The sequence below is a fragment of the Dorea sp. ICN-14282 genome, from assembly GCF_037890115.1.
In the GTDB taxonomy this organism is placed as follows: Bacteria; Bacillota; Clostridia; order Lachnospirales; family Lachnospiraceae; genus Dorea_B; species Dorea_B phocaeensis.
The window spans coordinates 15,148-32,984 of sequence record NZ_JBBKBH010000006.1 but is presented as its reverse complement, the minus strand read 5'-3'; the positions used below and the strand labels follow the sequence as shown (position 1 = coordinate 32,984).

Below are 17,837 nucleotides of genomic sequence, written 5' to 3'. Positions count from 1 at the left end.
GCTTTGGATTTGACATTTCGATCAGAATAATCAGGCTTTATACAAAAGGGAAAGGCCGGGACGCGTAGAGCGCCCCGGTCTTTTTCTTATGAAAACCGATTTTCTATAGTTGAATATTTCAGCTTTTCCCTCTAAAATAGAACCGTAGGAACAGACACCTGGGGAGATGCAGATTCCCTGGAGTGATACGGAGGAATAGGAATGAGACGGAAGATATTAACGACGGCAATCGGAGTGGTTTTGGCAGCAGCGATTCTGATTGTAGCGGTTTCAATGGTAGAGGTATCTGGTAAACAGACGGAAATATGGAAAAACGGCGAGAAAGACTCTTTGACTACGATTGGATTTTCTCAGGTGGGAGCAGAGTCCGACTGGAGAAGTGCGAATTCGATTTCAATGAAGCGGACGTTTACACCGGAGCGGGGATATGATTTGATTTTTGAAGACGCAAAACAGAAGCAGTCAGACCAGATTAAGGCAATTCGTAAATTTATCCAGCAGGAGGTGGATTACATTGTGTTCTCTCCGGTGGTAGAGAGCGGATGGGACACGGTGCTGGAAGAAGCGAAGCGAGCAGAGATTCCTGTGATTATCATTGACCGAAAAGTGGCGGTTAAGGATTCCAGCCTGTATGCAGCCTGGATTGGCTCTAATTTTTATTTGGAAGGGCAGAAGGCGTGTAAAGTGATGAAGGCGTATGTGGACGAACAGCAGATTCCTGAGGTGAATATTGTAAATATTCAGGGAACTTTAGGGGCTACCGCCCAGATCGGAAGAACGAATGCATTGGAAGATGCAGCGCAGAAGTACGGGTGGAATCTTCTGGAGCAGGAATCTGGAGAGTATACGGAAGCGAAGGCCTATGAAGTGATGTCGAAGATGCTTTTGGAGCACGATAATATTAATTTTGTATATTGTGAAAATGATAATGAAGCGTTTGGAGCAATCGATGCAATCCGGGATGCGGGGAAAACGGTAGGACCAGGAGGCGATATCCAGATCATTTCTTTTGATGCGACAAGGGAAGGCCTTCGCAGAACACTTCACAAGGAGATCTTGATCAACGGAGAATGTAATCCCTGGCATGGGGAATATGTGGAGAAAGTGATTCACCTGTTGGAAACAAATGAGTTATGGCAGAAAGAGATGTACGTCCCGGAAGAGACTTTCTATAGTATGCCAGAGGATATGCAGATCATGCTGGGCGGGAAGGAGTACACCGTGCAGACAGTAACGGAATCCATCGTGCAAAAACGAGGATATTAGATCCGAAGCAGAGAATCTGAAGCAGAAAAAGTGAAATGACTGGGAAGAGAATAGGGAGAGAGCAAAAAGATGAGTGGAATTAAGGTGTTTCTGGTAGAAGATGAGATGATTATCCGAAACGGAGTGAAGAAAGGAATCAAATGGGAAGAAGAAGGCTATGATTTTGTGGGCGAGGCAAGTGACGGGGAACTTGCTTATCCGCTGATTTTAAAAGAGAAGCCGGATATTCTGATTACGGATATCCGTATGCCGTTCATGGACGGTCTGGAGTTAAGCCGTCTGGTGAAAGAAGAGCTTCCAGATATTAAGATTCTGATCTTAAGCGGCTACGATGAATTTCAATATGCGAAGGAAGCGATTCGGATCGGAGTGACGGATTATCTTCTGAAGCCGATTTCCTCAGCGAATCTTTTGGAAGTTCTAAATCAGGTGAAGGAAAGCATCTGGCATGATCGTGAAGAGAAGGAACTTCTGATTCGGTACTCGAAAGACATGCAGGAGAATACGGAAAATGAGAAGGCAAAGTTCTTTGATCGGCTGATTCTAAATGAGATGTCTATGGCAGAAGCGGTGGAAGAAGGGAAAAAGTATGGCATGAATCTAAGCGCCCCATGCTACGCGATCTGCCTGTTCAAGATTTTGATGAGCGCGGATGATAAGACGGTATTGGAACAGATTGTTCGGGCAAGTGAGAAGATAGAAGAAGAGGCAAACAGAACGGATGCGTTGTATCTGTTCCGGCGGGGAATTTCCGGATGGACATTTCTCCTTCTGGCAGAAGATGAAGAACAGATGAAAGAACGAATCCGAAGCTTTAGTAACCGCCTCCACTGCGTGATGGATTCCTGGAAGGATATGGAATACTTCGGTGGAATCGGAATGTGCGTCGATCGTCTCCGGAATCTTAAGGATTCTTTCCGGGAGGCGGACAAAGTTTTTGCGGCAAGATTTACAGAGAAGCCAAAACAGATTCTTTCGATGGAAGATCTGGGAAGTCAGGATGAAGAAGAGGTTCCGGTGAAGGGATTCGTACAGGTAGGACAGTCCCGGGCAATCTTAGAGAAATTCTTGAACAGAGGTACGAGAGAAGAAGTGGGGACCTTCTGCGAGGCTTATATGGCGCAGTTGGAGAAAGATCATATGCGCTCTGCTATGGTAAGGCAGTATGTGGTGATGGATATCGGTATCGTAATCATGTCGTTTTGCGAGAAGTTGTCGGCAGGTGAAGAAGTGGAGAAGGAAGTTCAGGATCTGCAGGCATCGGCTGCCAGGGCGGATGCATTTGGCGAGATGAGAGGAGTTATTGAACAGCTTCTGCTAAAAGCGATTGAAATTCGTGATCGGGCAAGCGGAAGACGCTATTCAGACCTGATTGCCACGGCGAAGGAAGAGATTGAGAAGAAGTATATGTCGGAAGAAATTTCCTTAAATACAGTGGCGGTGCGTGTAGGCATGAGTCCGAGTTATTTCAGTTCTATCTTCAGTAAAGAAGTAGGACAGACCTTTGTGGAGTATCTGACGGAGGTAAGAATGAACAAAGCGAAGGAACTGTTGATGTGTTCTGCGATGAAGACGTCAGAGGTTGGCTATGAAGTGGGATATCGAGATCCGCATTATTTCAGTTACATTTTCAAGAAAACCCAGGGCTGTTCTCCGAAAGAGTATCGGGCAAGGCGAAAAAGTCAGTAATAGAAAGGAAGAAAATTGCCGGGAAGGGATAGACATATGAAGGAAAAGAAGAAAATATCGCTGAATACAAAGCTGGTTATCATCGCGCTGGCGGTGTTTCTTCCGATGTTTTTTGCGCTGGTGTACAGTATCCATTCAATGATCAGCGCGACCGCTACTTATTCAGAGATTACCAAGAGTATTACCTATGCAAACGCCCGTTTGAATTTTAAAGAATCGATGGATTACAGCACCTATCTTGCCGTTGTACAGAAAGAAGAGTTCCAGGATCTCGGAGACGGAGAGATCATGGTCAACGGTGTAGTGACGGTCAATCCTTATGAAGCCATAGAGGATTTGCGAAGCGGATGCAGGGAACTGTCGGATATGACGGCCGTGGATATGAATCAGAATCAGATCCGAAGACTTTCTAACACACTGAATGTGCTGGAACTTAATTTGGAGACGCTGGAAGATATGATTCAGGGAAGCGGAGTCTATGAAGAAAATATGCAGTATCTGGAAGATAATATCTATATGCTGACAACGATTATCGATGAAGGCATTCGAGAATATATCCGTGTGGAGACGGCGCAGCTTCAGCAGATCTCCATCCTGCAGGAGAAGCGAAATATAAGGGTTCTGCTTCTGTGCCTGCTGGTTGCGGCAGAAGCCGTTTATCTGGCGGTTGTATTGACGATGCGGGCGTTTGAAAGCATTACAGAGCCGATTCAGAATCTGTGCGATCAGACAGAAAAAGTAGGAGAAGGAGATTTTACCGCGCGGGCGGGCAATGCTAATATCCGGGAAGTTCAGGTACTGTCAGACAGCTTTAATAATATGACGGAAGAGATCGGAACGCTGGTGGAAAATATTAAGGAGAAAGAGAAGAATCTGCATTTGGTTGAAACCAGGCTTTTGCAGGAGCAGATCAATCCTCATTTTCTTTACAATACGTTGGACTCCATTGTGTGGCTGGCAGAGGACGACCGAAGTGAAGATGTTATCTCTATGGTAACAGATTTGTCCGATTTCTTTCGGACGACGCTGGCAGCAGGAAAGGATTTTATGACGGTAAGGGAAGAGCGTTCCCATATAGAAAGCTACCTGAAGATTCAGGGCTTTCGCTATCAGGATATCATGGAGTATGAGATTGAAATGGAAAAAGAAATCTCAGAATGTATGATTCCGAAGCTTCTCTTACAGCCGTTAGTGGAAAATGCCCTCTATCATGGTGTGAAGAAGAAAAGAGGGAAGAGCCGGATTCGTGTCTGGGGATATCAGGAAGGAAGCTGTCTGGTATTCAAGGTGGAAGATAATGGAAAAGGAATGCCGCCAGAGACGCTTAAGGTGTTAAGAGAGAATATTGAAACACCGATTGAGCAGAGAGGCAGCGACAGCTTTGGGCTGGCAAATGTAAATCAGAGGATCAAGTATTATTACGGAGAAGAGTACGGCTTAGAGATTGAAAGCGAGGAAAATGTAGGGACGGAAGCAACTATTATGATTCCATCTAAAAAAAACACAAAATTTTCGTAAAAAAACACAAAAAAATAAAAAAATAAAAAAAATATAAACCTTTTACAGAAGATAGCTGGTTTCAAAAATGTGAAAAATTCCGTATATTAATCTCAACAACCGGAACGGAAAACAAAAGTACCGGGCAAAAAAAGAGAAACTATATAAAGGGAGGATTTTCACAATGAAAAGAAAAATCGTAAGCGTATTGTTATGCTCAGCAATGGTTGCAACAATGGCAATGGGATGTGGCGGAAAAGAAGAGCCAGCTGAAGAAGCAAAAGACGGCGGAAAAGATGGCGGTCTGATCAAAGTTGGTATCATCAACAACGACCCTAACGAGTCTGGATTCCGTACAGCAAACGACAAAGACTTAAAAGAAATGTTCACAAAAGAGAATGGATATGATGCTTCTTTCGCATACAGCCTTAAGAACGATGAGCAGATCACAGCAGCTCAGAAATTCATTCAGGACGGTGTTGACTACTTACTGTTATCCGCAGCTGATACATCTGGATGGGATTCTGTACTGAAAGATGCTCAGGATGCTGGAACGAGAGTTGTCCTGTTCGACCGTACAATCGATGCAGACGAAGAGCTTTACGAAGCATCTATCGTATCTGATATGAAAAAAGAAGGTGAGACAGCAGCTACATGGTTGAAAGATCAGGAGCTTAGCGAGTACAACATCATTCACCTTCAGGGAGTTATGGGATCTGCTGCACAGAAGGGACGTTCTGAAGCATTAGATGTTATGGCAAAAGAAGAAGGATGGAACATCGTTACACAGCAGACAGCAGAGTGGAACGCAGAGAAAGCACAGCAGATCGTTCAGTCCGCTATCGATGCAGGACAGAAGTTCAACGTAATCTACGCTGAGAACGACGATATGGCAAAAGGTGCTGTAGCAGCTCTTGACAAAGCAAACATGTCTCACGGAGTTGGCAAGGACGTTGTTATCATGGGATTCGACTGCAACAAGTGGGCATTAGAAGAACTGCTTGCTCAGAACTGGAACTACGATGGACAGTGTAACCCATTCCAGGCTAAATATATCGATGAAGTAATCCAGAAGATCGAAAAGGGTGAAGAAATCGAAGAGAAGACAATCGTCATGGAAGAAAAAGGATTTGATGCTACAACAATCACACAGGAAGATGTTGATACATACGGAATCTAATTTGGATATGAAGTAAATGGTGTCTAAGTGACTGTTAACAGGCGCGGGGTTACCGCGCCTGTGTTACTGTGAAAGGTGACACAGCAAATAAAGGTAAAGAGGTGAATACGCTGGTGAAAGAGAAATCTGTATTGGAAATGAGAAATATACACAAGAGCTTTCCCGGTGTCCGTGCGCTGCAGGCAGTAGATTTTACATTGTGTGAGGGTGAGATCCACGCGTTGATGGGCGAAAATGGAGCCGGAAAATCGACTCTGATTAAGGTGTTAACCGGAGTGTATGAGAAAGACGAAGGAGAAATTTATCTGAAAGGTCTTGATAAGGCGGCAGTAATCCGCTCCCCTCAGGATGCTCAGAATCTTGGTATCAGTACTGTATATCAGGAGATTACATTATGTCCGAACCTCTCTGTAGCAGAGAACATGTATATCGGACGTGGAAAAGGAGTCTGCGCGAACTGGAAGAAGATGAATGAGGATGCAGATAAGATCCTCAAATCCCTCGATATTCCAGCGAAAGCAACACAGCAGTTATCAAGCTGTTCAATCGCAATTCAGCAGATGGTAGCAATTGCCCGTGCTGTTGATATGGATTGTAAAGTTTTAATTTTAGATGAGCCAACCTCTTCTCTGGACGAACAGGAAGTAGAGAAGCTCTTCGTATTGATGCGTGACCTGAAAGCAAAAGGAGTTGGTATTATCTTCGTAACCCACTTCCTGGATCAGGTATACGAGGTATGTGATAAGATTACAGTCTTAAGAGATGGTAAGCTTGTCGGTGAATATGAAATCAAGGACCTGCCAAGAGTGAAGCTTGTTGCAACGATGCTTGGTAAGGAATTAGATGATATGTCCGATATCAAGGGCGAACAGAAAGTATATGAAGGAAAAGACAGTGGAGAGTCACTCTTTGAAGCAGAAGGACTGCAGAGTAACGCAGGAATCAAACCGTTTGACTTCTATATTAAGAAGGGAGAGGTTAACGGCTTTACCGGACTTCTCGGTTCCGGACGTAGTGAATGTGTTCGTGCAATCTTTGGAGCTGACAGAGTTATTCATGGTAAGTTAAAGAAGAATGGAAAAGAAGTAAAGATTTCCAAACCATTAGATGCAATGAAACAGGGAATTGCATACCTGCCGGAAGACCGGAAGCTGGATGGTATCGTTGGAGATATGTCTGTAAGAGACAACATTATCCTTGCAGCACAGGTACTGCGTGGATTCTTCCGTCCATTCTCTAAAGCTGAGAAGAATAAATTCGCAGAAGAATATATCAAACTTCTGGAAATCAAAACTGCATCTGCAGATACTCCGATCAAAGCATTGTCCGGTGGTAACCAGCAGAAAGTAATTCTTGCACGCTGGCTTCTGACCCATCCGGAGTACTTGATCTTGGATGAGCCTACAAGAGGTATCGACGTAGGTACAAAAGTAGAAATTCAGAAATTAGTATTGAAGCTTGCTTCAGAAGGTATGAGTGTTACATTTATCTCTTCTGAGACGGATGAGATGCTCCGTACCTGTTCTCGTCTGGTTGTTATGCGCGACCGCAAGGTCGTTGGAGAACTGACCGGTGATGAGTTGACGCAGAGCGGTATTATGGCAACAATTGCCGGAGGTGACAATTAATTATGAAGAACATTACAAATAAAATGAGAGGAAAACAGATCTTCATTCCGATCGTGGCATTGGTGCTTCTTGCGTTATTTAACCTGATCGTAGATCCGTCTTTCTATAAAGTTACAATGGATGTTAACAGCGCTGGAAATCCAGTTCTGTCTGGTTATCTGATCACAATTCTGGACTACGGTTCAGAGCTTGCAATTCTTGCAATCGGTATGACGCTTGTTACAGCGGCTTCCGGTGGACAGGATATCAGTGTGGGTGCGACAGTAGCTATCGCAGGTTCCGTTATTCTTCGTGTACTTTGCGGAACAAACTCTCGTCCAGAGACATTACAGGCGCCAGTAATCGTAGCATTTTTAGTAGCATGTCTGGCAGCAATGGCATGTGGTGCATTTAACGGACTTTTGGTTGCAAAGTTTAATATTCAGCCAATGATCGCAACGCTGATTTTATTTACAGCAGGTCGTTCTATCGCAGCTTGGATAAACAACAATGAGCTGCCGGTAATCAGTGAAGAGTCCTTTGGAGTATACGGTGGATTTATCCCTGGAATTCCGATTCCAACACCGGTATTTATTATGCTGATTTGTGTATTAGTCACAGGATTAGCTCTGAAATACACGAACCTTGGATTATATACACAGGCAGTAGGTATCAATGCAAGTTCTTCCAGATTAAATGGTTTGAACCCTGCATTCATCAAATTCCTGGCTTTCGTAATCTTAGGATTGTGTGTAGCTGTTGTAGGTCTGATCAAGGTAAGCCGTCTGTCTTCCATCAACTACTCTGTTATCGCAAAAGATATCGAGATGGATGCAATCCTTGCAGTAGCGCTTGGTGGTAACGCATTAAGTGGTGGTAAGTTCAACATGGCTGCTTCTATCTTAGGTGCATACGTAATTCAGTTCCTGACAACAACACTTTACAAGTTCAACGTAGATTCTGCAGCACTTTCTGCATATAAGGCAGTCGTTGTTATTGCACTTGTTGTCAGCAGTGCTCCGGTCGTAAGAAAGAAATTTGCCGGTTTGGCAAAGAAGTTAAAACCACAGGCAAAGGAGGTTGCTTAAAATGGCTAAAATGAATAAGACAGCAACCGGTAAGAATAGATTGAAAAACATGTCAGATACAAATCTGCTTCTGATGATTACCGTGATTGTATTCTTCCTGATGTATATCGGAGCAATTGTATTCCAGGGCGGTGGTTTCTTAAAACCACAGACATTCTTTAATATCTTAAATGCCAATGCAGCGCTTTTGATCGCGTCTTGTGGAATGAGTTTGGTTATGATCACGGGAAGTATTGATATTTCTGTCGGTGGTGTAGCAGCTCTTGTAAGTATGTGTTGTGCAGTATACCTTGACAAGATGGGCGGAAATGTATTCGTTTCCCTTCTGATTGCAGTTGGTATCGGTCTTGCATTTGGTCTGGTTCAAGGATATCTGGTAGCATACCTTGACATCCAGCCGTTCATCGTATCATTGGCAGGAATGTTCTTTGCCCGTGGTATGACAACGATTGTACATACAAACCCATTCAACGTAGAGAATGAAGCATTTGTGGCATTAAAAGATACTCGTGTGATTGTTCCGGGAATGGGAACAGTCAACAGAGTTGGCAAATATGTAGACGCTTATGTAGAGATCGGTGTAATCGTAGCCGTAGTTTTAGTAATCGCATTATTCTTCGCACTGCGTTACACTAAGCTTGGAAGAAGCTTCTACGCAGTAGGTGGAAATGGACAGAGCGCATTGATGCTTGGTATCAATGTAAAGAAAACACGCTTTATCGCGCACCTGCTTTGTGGACTTTTGGCAGGAATCGGAGGATATGTATACTTCCTTCACGTAGGTTCAGGAGCTCCATCCCATGCAACAGGTATGGAAATGAACGCAATTGCGTCATCCATTATCGGTGGAACACTTCTGACCGGAGGTGTAGGTAACATTATCGGAACCTTCTTCGGTGTTATGTCACTGAGTACAATTCAGAATATTGTATCTTCTGCCGGACTTGATCAGGCATGGTGGACAGGAATTACAGTTGCAGCAATGCTGTGTCTGTTCCTCGTAATCCAGAGTGTGATAATGGCACGTAAGAGTAAGTCTAACTAAGTAAAGAACGATGTGCAGGTCGGGAGAAAAGGTCTGTACATCGTTTTATGTGTTATAAAAAATGAAAATATCAAAATATCAATGGAATAGAAAGGGACAGGTTCTATGTTAACAACGAAAAAATATCAGTTTTGGTTCTGTACAGGATCTCAGGATCTGTATGGAGATGAATGCTTAGAGCATGTAGCAGAGCATTCCCAAATTATGGTGGAGCGCTTAAATGCATCTGGAAATCTTCCTTTTGAATTAGTGTGGAAGCCAACGCTTCTGACGAACGAGATGATCAGAAAGACTTTCAATGAAGCAAACAATGACGAGAATTGTGCAGGTGTAATTACCTGGTGTCACACATTTTCTCCTGCAAAATCATGGATTATGGGACTTCAGGAGTACAGAAAGCCACTTCTTCACTTCCATACCCAGTTCAACCGAGAGATTCCATACGATACCATTGATATGGACTTTATGAATGAGAACCAGGCAGCTCACGGAGACCGGGAATTCGGACATATCTTTACCCGTCTTGGAAAGGTCAGAAAGATCGTGATGGGCTACTGGGAAGATGCAGACGTTCAGAAGCGGATCGGCGACTGGATGCGCACAGCAGTCGGCGTAGTTGAGAGCCGTCACGTGCGTGTAATGCGTATTGCAGACAATATGAGAAATGTAGCCGTTACCGAAGGCGACAAAGTAGAGGCACAGATCAAGTTCGGATGGGAAGTAGACGCTTATCCGGTGAACGAGATTGCAGAAGCTGTGGCTTGCGTTTCTCAGGCAGATATTGATACGCTGGTAGAAGAATATTACGATAAATATGACATCCTTCTGGAAGGAAGAGATGAGAAAGAATTCCGCAGACACGTAGCTGTTCAGGCTGGAATTGAGATCGGATTCGAGCGTTTCTTAGAAGAGAAGAATTATCAGGCAATCGTAACCCACTTCGGAGATCTGGGAGCGCTTCAGCAGCTTCCGGGACTTGCAATCCAGAGACTGATGGAGAAAGGTTACGGATTTGGTGGAGAAGGAGACTGGAAGACGGCAGCCATGGTTCGTGTAATGAAGGTTATGGCACAGGGCGTAAAGGATGCCAAGGGAACTTCCTTTATGGAAGACTACACCTACAATCTGGTTCCGGGTAAAGAAGGAATTCTGCAGGCGCACATGCTAGAGGTGTGTCCGACGATTGCAGACGGACCGATCAGCATCAAATGCCAGCCATTGTCCATGGGTGACAGAGAGGATCCGGCAAGACTGGTATTTACTTCTAAGACAGGTCCGGCGATTGCGACATCCCTCATTGACCTGGGAGATCGTTTCCGCCTGATCATCAATGATGTAGACTGCAAGAAGACCGAGAAACCGATGCCGAAGCTTCCGGTTGCAACTGCATTCTGGACACCGCAGCCGAACCTTCAGACAGGCGCAGAAGCATGGATCCTGGCAGGCGGCGCACATCACACAGCATTCTCTTATGACTTAACGGCAGAGCAGATGGGTGACTGGGCAGAAGCTATGGGAATCGAAGCTGTATACATTGATAAGAATACAAATATCCGCCAGTTCAAGAATGAACTGCGTTGGAACGATGCGGTATACCGTAGATAATAGATAAGAAAGGGAGATATAAAGATGAGTAGTAATGAGCAGATCAAAGCAGTCATCGAGAGCGGTAAAGCAGTTCTCGGACTGGAATTTGGTTCCACCAGAATCAAAGCGGTTCTGATCGATGAAGATCATAACCCAATCGCTTCCGGCGATCACGAGTGGGAGAACCGTCTGGATAATGGAATCTGGACATATACATTAGACGATATCTGGACCGGACTTCGGGACAGCTACCGCAAAATGACCGAGGACGTGAACGCAAAATACGGCGTGAAGCTGACGAAGATCGGAGCTATCGGATTCAGCGCTATGATGCATGGATACATGGCATTTGATAAGGAAGGAAACTTACTGGTTCCATTCCGTACCTGGAGAAATAACACCACAGGTCCTGCAGCCGAGGCGCTGACAGAACTCTTCCAGTACAATATTCCTGAGAGATGGAGTATTGCACATCTTTACCAGGCAATTTTAAATGGCGAAGAGCATGTAAGAGACATTGATTATATTACGACCCTTGCCGGATACATTCACTGGCAGCTGACAGGGGAGAAGGTGCTGGGAGTAGGAGACGCTTCCGGTATGTTCCCAATCGATATGGAGACAGGCAACTACGATGCAGCTATGGTTCAGAAGTTCGACGAACTGATTGCAGACAAGAAGTTCCCATGGACACTGACCGAGATTCTTCCGGTTGTAAAGACGGCAGGAGAAGAGGCTGGTACTTTGACAGCAGAAGGTGCAAAACTTTTAGATGAGAGCGGTGCATTAGAAGCAGGCGTTCCTCTTTGTCCACCGGAAGGTGATGCAGGAACAGGAATGGCAGCGACTAACAGTGTGGCAAGAAGAACAGGAAACGTATCTGCAGGAACCTCAATCTTTGCAATGATCGTACTGGAGCATGCACTTCAGAAAGTACACAAAGAGATTGATATGGTAACGACACCAGATGGAAGTCTGGTAGGTATGGTTCATGCAAATAACTGTACATCCGACTTAAATGCATGGGTAGGAATTTTCCGCGAGTTCGCAGAGAGCTTCGGAATCGACGTAGATATGAACAAGCTGTTCGGAACTCTGTACAACAAGGCATTGGAAGGAGACGTTGACTGCGGCGGACTTCTTTCTTACGGATATCTCTCTGGAGAGAATATTACCGGTGTAGAAGAAGGAAGACCAATGTTCGTCCGTACACCAAAGAGCAATTTCAATCTTGCAAACTTTATGAGAGCAAACCTTTCCACAGCGCTTGGAGCTCTGAAAGTGGGAATGGATATTCTTCTGAAAGAGGAAAATGTTGCGATCGATACCATTATGGGACACGGCGGTCTGTTCAAGACCAAAGGTGTGGGACAGAAGCTTCTCGCGGCAGCCATCGACACACCGGTATCTGTTATGAAGACAGCCGGAGAGGGTGGTCCTTGGGGAATGGCTCTTCTGGCATCCTACATGCTTCATAAAGCAGAAGGTGAAAGTCTTGGCGACTTCCTTGGAAACCGTGTATTCCACGGAGATACAGGGGAAAGCATGAGCCCAGACGCAGAGGATGTGAAGGGATTCGAGACCTTTATCGAGAGATACAAAGCAGGAATCGAAATCGAGAAGGCAGCTGGAGTACATCTCAACTAGGAATCGAAAATTCTTATTTTAAAAACGCTTATAAAAGAGCAGGGCTGCGCAGGAAACAGCGCAGCCGAAAAAAGAAAAGAGAAGGTGACAAACATGCTGGAAGAATTAAAGAAAGAAGTCTATGAAGCGAACATGCTTCTTCCAAAATACGGTCTGGTAACATTTACCTGGGGAAATGTCAGCGGAATTGATCGTGAAAAGGGATTGTTCGTAATCAAGCCAAGTGGCGTGGAATATGACGAGTTAAAACCGGAAGACATGGTAGTCGTAGACTTAGATGGGAATAAAGTAGAAGGAGAATATAATCCATCTTCTGATACTGCAACTCATGTAGAACTCTACAACCGCTTCCCGAACATTGGCGGAGTCGTACATACACACTCTCCATGGGCAACAAGCTGGGCTCAGGCAGGCAGAGGAATTCCGTGTTACGGAACGACTCACGCAGACTATCTGTACGGTGAAGTGCCATGCGTCAGAAATCTGACCAAAGAAGAGATTGACGAGGCATATGAGAAGAATACCGGCGTACTGATCGCAGATGAATTCGAGCGTCAGGGACGGGATTACGAGGCGACACCAGCCGTTCTGTGCAAGAACCACGGACCATTTACATGGGGAAAAGATGCACACGAAGCGGTACATAACGCAGTTGTACTGGAAGAAGTTGCTAAGATGGCAGCTCGCTGTGAGATGATCAATCCACAGAATGAGCCGGCTCCACAGGAGTTACAGGATAAGCATTACTACAGAAAACATGGAGCAAATGCTTATTATGGACAGCCGGGAAAGTAAAAGGCTGTTCAGACAAGAGGGATAGGAGACAGGGAATCATTCCCTGTATATAAAAATAAGGAAAAAGGAGATAACAACAATGATTAACATTCCAAAAATTAAAGTAGGTATCGTGGCAGTAAGCCGTGACTGTTTCCCGGAGAGTCTTTCCGTAAACAGAAGAAAAGCATTAGTAGACGCATACAAGGCAAAATACGATGAGGCAGACATTTATGAGTGTCCAGTATGTATCGTAGAGAGCGAGATTCATATGGTTCAGGCATTAGAGGATATCAAGAATGCAGGATGTAACGCACTTTGTGTATACCTTGGAAACTTCGGACCAGAGATTTCCGAGACACTGCTTGCAAAACATTTCGATGGACCAAAGATGTTCGTTGCAGCAGCTGAGGAATCTGGAGACAACCTGATTCAGGGACGTGGAGATGCATACTGTGGAATGCTGAACGCAAGCTACAACTTAAAGCTTCGTAACGTAAAAGCATATATCCCAGAGTATCCGGTTGGAACAGCTGAAGAGTGTGCAGACATGATTCACGACTTCCTTCCAATCGCACGTGCTGTAGAAGGTCTTCAGAACTTAAAGATCATCAGCTTTGGACCAAGACCGTTAAACTTCTTAGCATGTAACGCGCCAATCAAACAGCTTTACAACTTAGGCGTAGAGATCGAAGAGAACTCTGAGCTTGACCTCTTTGAAGCATTCAACAAGCATGCAGGAGACGAGAGAATCCCGGCTGTTGTGAAAGAGATGGAAGAAGAATTAGGAACTGGAAACAAGAAACCAGAGATCCTGACCAAGCTGGCTCAGTACGAACTGACACTGAAAGACTGGGTAGAGGAGCACAGAGGATACCGCAAATATGTAACAATCGCAGGAAAATGCTGGCCTGCATTCCAGACACAGTTTGGATTCGTTCCATGTTATGTAAACAGCCGTTTGGCATCTCAGGGAATCCCAGTATCCTGTGAGGTAGATATCTACGGAGCTCTCAGCGAGTTCATCGGAACTGTTGTCAGCCAGGATGCAGTAACACTCCTTGATATCAACAACTCTGTTCCTGCAGATATGTACAAATCTGAGATTGAAGGAAAATTCGATTATACACACAAAGATACCTTTATGGCATTCCACTGCGGAAATACAGCATCAAGCAAGATCTGCTGCGGAGAGATGAAGTATCAGGTGATCATGGCAAGAACACTTCCAGAAGAGGTAACACAGGGAACCTTAGAAGGAGATATCATGCCTGGAGATATCACATTCTTCCGTCTGCAGAGCACAGCAGATAACATTCTGCGCGGATACATTGCAAATGGAGAGATCCTTCCAGTAGCAACACGTTCCTTCGGTTCTATCGGTATTTTCGCAATTCCGGAGATGGGAAGATTCTACCGTCACGTACTGATCGAGGGTGGATATCCACATCACGGAGCCGTTGCATTCGGACACCATGGAAAAGCTCTTTACGAAGTATTTAAGTACATCGGAGTTCCAGTAGAAGAGATCGGATACAACCAGCCAGCAGGCGTGAAGTACCCAACTGAGAATCCATGGGGATAAGATTTAGCCAATACCAAAGATAATATATAGAGAGGAAGAAGCAGGTTTCCAATGAGGGGGGAGCCTGCTTCTTTTAATAATAGTTTTACAATTGTATATAGATAAAATATTGACAGCGTGTATATTTTCCTGTATATTATGGAATAATAAAAGGGAGTAACTTGCGCTGATAGGAAATGAGTAATCAGCGTTTGCGATGTCGTCAATACGATGAGAGATCATCCGTATCGTAATGAAATAGTGAGACTTTTATTGCATAGAAAATATATGCAATAGGAGTCTCTTTTTCTATTGCAGGAAAGTGAGGAAAACAAATGTTAACAAGTGAACAGGCAAAGAAAAACCAAGAAAAGTATGGATTTAACGAGCTTGTAGAAGGCAAGAAGAAAAGCACTCTTCAGATTTTTCTGGAGCAGTTCAAGGACTTTCTGGTAATCATTCTGATTATTGCAGCTGTGGTATCGGGATTTCTGGGAGATGCGGAGAGTTCTATCGTAATCTTTGTGGTAATTACGGTGAATGCGATCCTTGGAACCGTACAGACGGTAAAAGCAGAGCAGTCATTGAATAGTTTGAAGAAGCTGTCTGCACCGGAGGCAAAGGTCATCCGTGACGGTGTGCTGATGCAGATTCCATCTAGAGAGGTAACCATCGGGGATGAAGTGATCATTGAGGCGGGAGACTGTATCCCGGCTGATGGAAAATTATTAGAGTGTGCAAGCCTGAAGGTGGACGAAAGTGCGCTGACGGGAGAAAGCTTATCTGTTGAGAAGTCTCTTGATGAAGTTCCGGAAGGCGCAGCCCTTGGAGATCAGACCAACCGGGTATTCTCAGGAAGCTTTGCAACTTATGGGCGTGCGACCTGTGAAGTGACGGCGATCGGTATGGAGACAGAGGTCGGAAAGATTGCGAAGCTTCTTAAGACAACCTCTGAAAAGCGGACGCCTCTTCAGATCAACCTGGATGAGTTTGGAAAGAAATTGTCGATTATTATTTTGATTTTCTGTGGAATCTTATTCGGAATCAATGTGATCCGCGGTGGTTCCGCAGTGGATGCGTTCCTGTTTGCAGTAGCCCTTGCGGTAGCTGCGATTCCGGAAGCGTTAAGCTCGATTGTAACGATTGTATTGTCATTTGGTACTCAGAAAATGGCGAAAGAACACGCCATCATCCGAAAGCTGCAGGCTGTAGAGGGACTGGGAAGTGTGTCTATCGTCTGCTCTGATAAAACGGGTACGCTGACCCAGAATAAGATGACGGTAGAAGATTACTATGTAGATGAGAAACGGATTGCTGCAGCAGATATTGATCTTGCAGACGGCAATCAGGAGCGTCTGCTTACGAGCAGTATCCTTTGCAATGATTCCACTAATGCAGACGGACAGGAGATTGGAGATCCGACAGAGACGGCTCTTATTAATCTGGGAAGTAAGTTGGGAAGAGAAGCTGCGGATGTTAGAGCACAGTATCCAAGACAGCTGGAGATTCCGTTTGACAGTGACAGAAAGCTGATGTCTACGGTGCATACACTTCAGGGACAGCAGACCATGATCGTCAAAGGAGCGGTAGACGTGCTTCTGACTCGTATGACTTCCATCCGAATTGGCGATACTGTAAGAGAACTGACGAAAGAGGACAAAGAGAAAATCGAGGCGCAGAACTTGGAATTTTCCAGAGGCGGACTTCGCGTGCTGGCATTTGCCTATAAAGAGCTAAAAGGGCAGGAAACATTGGGACTGGAAGATGAGCAGGATCTGATCTTCTTAGGACTGATTTCTATGATGGATCCGCCGCGTGAGGAATCTAAGGCAGCCGTAGCAGAATGTATCCGCGCAGGCATTAAGCCGATTATGATTACCGGCGATCACAAGATTACAGCGGCAGCTATTGCAAAGAGAATCGGGATCTTGAAGGATGAGTCTGAGGCCTGTGAGGGCGCTGTGATTGAGGACATGTCCGATGAAGAGTTAAAGAGCTTCGTAGAAGGAATCTCCGTCTACGCCAGAGTATCACCGGAGCATAAGATCCGTATCGTGCGTGCATGGCAGGAGAAAGGCAATATCGTAGCGATGACCGGAGACGGTGTTAATGACGCGCCGGCTTTGAAACAGGCAGACATCGGTGTGGCAATGGGAATTACAGGAAGTGAAGTTTCCAAGGATGCCGCTGCAATGGTATTGACAGATGATAATTTTGCAACTATTGTTAAAGCAGTGGAAAATGGACGAAATATTTATCAGAATATCAAGAATTCTATTCAGTTCCTGTTATCTGGTAACTTTGGAGCGATTCTTGCGGTACTGTATGCGTCCATCGCAGGACTTCCGGTTCCATTTGCCCCGGTGCATTTGCTCTTTATTAACCTGCTGACGGACAGTCTTCCGGCGATTGCGTTGGGATTAGAGCCTCACAGCAAAGATGTAATGAATGAGAAACCGCGTCCGATGAATGAATCGATTCTGACGAAGGATTATCTTCTGAGCATCGGAACAGAAGGTTTAAGCATCGGCGTGATGACGATGATTGCGTTCCTGATTGGATTAAACAGCGGCGGTGCGCTGCTTGCAAGTACCATGGCATTTGGTACGCTGTGTACAAGCCGTTTGGTACATGGATTCAACTGTAAGGCAAAGAAGCCGGTGATTTTTACGAAGAAATTTTTCAATAATATTTACCTGATCGGAGCATTCTTAATCGGTCTGGTATTGATTACCGGTGTGCTGACAATTCCGGCGCTTCACGGTATCTTTAAGGTGGCTACCCTGAGTATGGGACAGCTCTTTACCGTATATGGTCTTGCACTTTTGAATCTGCCAATCATCCAGATTCTGAAATGGATCCGTACACGGAAAGAAAAATAAGGATTGGAGGA

12 protein-coding genes are annotated in these 17,837 nt (G+C 44.9%); all 12 read left to right on the top strand.

Features of this window, described 5'->3' with window-relative positions; all coding sequences use genetic code 11:
- Nucleotides 1-201: 201 nt before the first annotated feature.
- Nucleotides 202-1,266, top strand: coding sequence for an ABC transporter substrate-binding protein (locus WKT00_RS11465; protein WP_242962701.1), 1,065 nt, complete (start codon nt 202-204; stop codon nt 1,264-1,266).
- 69 nt (nt 1,267-1,335) lie between these two features.
- Nucleotides 1,336-2,955, top strand: a complete 1,620-nt coding sequence (locus tag WKT00_RS11460) for a response regulator (RefSeq protein ID WP_340263741.1) — start codon at nt 1,336-1,338, stop codon at nt 2,953-2,955.
- Between the two features lie 36 nt (nt 2,956-2,991).
- Complete coding sequence (locus WKT00_RS11455; RefSeq protein ID WP_340263739.1) at nt 2,992-4,473, top strand: sensor histidine kinase; 1,482 nt, start codon at nt 2,992-2,994, stop codon at nt 4,471-4,473.
- A 163-nt stretch (nt 4,474-4,636) separates the two neighbouring features.
- Nucleotides 4,637-5,632: an ABC transporter substrate-binding protein gene (locus WKT00_RS11450; RefSeq protein ID WP_101696101.1), complete on the top strand. Its 996-nt coding sequence runs from the start codon at nt 4,637-4,639 to the stop codon at nt 5,630-5,632.
- Nucleotides 5,633-5,769: 137 nt separating this feature from the next.
- Complete coding sequence (locus WKT00_RS11445) at nt 5,770-7,260, top strand: sugar ABC transporter ATP-binding protein (protein ID WP_101696115.1); 1,491 nt, start codon at nt 5,770-5,772, stop codon at nt 7,258-7,260.
- Nucleotides 7,261-7,262: 2 nt separating this feature from the next.
- Nucleotides 7,263-8,327, top strand: coding sequence for an ABC transporter permease (locus WKT00_RS11440; RefSeq protein WP_101696100.1), 1,065 nt, complete (start codon nt 7,263-7,265; stop codon nt 8,325-8,327).
- Between the two features lies 1 nt (nt 8,328).
- Nucleotides 8,329-9,372 (top strand): ABC transporter permease, encoded by a 1,044-nt coding sequence (locus tag WKT00_RS11435; protein ID WP_340263735.1) that lies wholly within the window; start codon nt 8,329-8,331, stop codon nt 9,370-9,372.
- 105 nt (nt 9,373-9,477) lie between these two features.
- Nucleotides 9,478-10,977, top strand: coding sequence for an L-arabinose isomerase (araA, locus tag WKT00_RS11430; RefSeq protein WP_101696098.1), 1,500 nt, complete (start codon nt 9,478-9,480; stop codon nt 10,975-10,977).
- A gap of 24 nt (nt 10,978-11,001) precedes the next feature.
- Nucleotides 11,002-12,606: a xylulokinase gene (locus WKT00_RS11425; protein ID WP_340263733.1), complete on the top strand. Its 1,605-nt coding sequence runs from the start codon at nt 11,002-11,004 to the stop codon at nt 12,604-12,606.
- Nucleotides 12,607-12,699: 93 nt separating this feature from the next.
- Complete coding sequence (locus WKT00_RS11420) at nt 12,700-13,401, top strand: L-ribulose-5-phosphate 4-epimerase (RefSeq protein WP_101696096.1); 702 nt, start codon at nt 12,700-12,702, stop codon at nt 13,399-13,401.
- A 79-nt stretch (nt 13,402-13,480) separates the two neighbouring features.
- Nucleotides 13,481-14,965: an L-fucose/L-arabinose isomerase family protein gene (locus tag WKT00_RS11415; RefSeq protein ID WP_101696095.1), complete on the top strand. Its 1,485-nt coding sequence runs from the start codon at nt 13,481-13,483 to the stop codon at nt 14,963-14,965.
- A 314-nt stretch (nt 14,966-15,279) separates the two neighbouring features.
- Nucleotides 15,280-17,826, top strand: a complete 2,547-nt coding sequence (locus WKT00_RS11410; RefSeq protein WP_101696094.1) for a cation-translocating P-type ATPase — start codon at nt 15,280-15,282, stop codon at nt 17,824-17,826.
- The last annotated feature ends 11 nt before the right edge of the window (nt 17,827-17,837 follow it).

Excerpts from the sequence above, each read along its gene's own strand:
- WKT00_RS11450 (WP_101696101.1), top strand. The coding sequence starts at position 4,637 with ATGAAAAGAAAAATCGTAAGCGTATTGTTATGCTCAGCAATGGTTGCA.
- WKT00_RS11420 (WP_101696096.1), top strand. The coding sequence starts at position 12,700 with ATGCTGGAAGAATTAAAGAAAGAAGTCTATGAAGCGAACATGCTTCTT.
- WKT00_RS11410 (WP_101696094.1), top strand. The coding sequence starts at position 15,280 with ATGTTAACAAGTGAACAGGCAAAGAAAAACCAAGAAAAGTATGGATTT.
- WKT00_RS11465 (WP_242962701.1), top strand. The coding sequence starts at position 202 with ATGAGACGGAAGATATTAACGACGGCAATCGGAGTGGTTTTGGCAGCA.
- WKT00_RS11455 (WP_340263739.1), top strand. The coding sequence starts at position 2,992 with ATGAAGGAAAAGAAGAAAATATCGCTGAATACAAAGCTGGTTATCATC.
- WKT00_RS11460 (WP_340263741.1), top strand. The coding sequence starts at position 1,336 with ATGAGTGGAATTAAGGTGTTTCTGGTAGAAGATGAGATGATTATCCGA.
- WKT00_RS11435 (WP_340263735.1), top strand. The coding sequence starts at position 8,329 with ATGGCTAAAATGAATAAGACAGCAACCGGTAAGAATAGATTGAAAAAC.
- WKT00_RS11415 (WP_101696095.1), top strand. The coding sequence starts at position 13,481 with ATGATTAACATTCCAAAAATTAAAGTAGGTATCGTGGCAGTAAGCCGT.
- araA (WP_101696098.1), top strand. The coding sequence starts at position 9,478 with ATGTTAACAACGAAAAAATATCAGTTTTGGTTCTGTACAGGATCTCAG.
- WKT00_RS11440 (WP_101696100.1), top strand. The coding sequence starts at position 7,263 with ATGAAGAACATTACAAATAAAATGAGAGGAAAACAGATCTTCATTCCG.
- WKT00_RS11425 (WP_340263733.1), top strand. The coding sequence starts at position 11,002 with ATGAGTAGTAATGAGCAGATCAAAGCAGTCATCGAGAGCGGTAAAGCA.
- WKT00_RS11445 (WP_101696115.1), top strand. The coding sequence starts at position 5,770 with ATGAGAAATATACACAAGAGCTTTCCCGGTGTCCGTGCGCTGCAGGCA.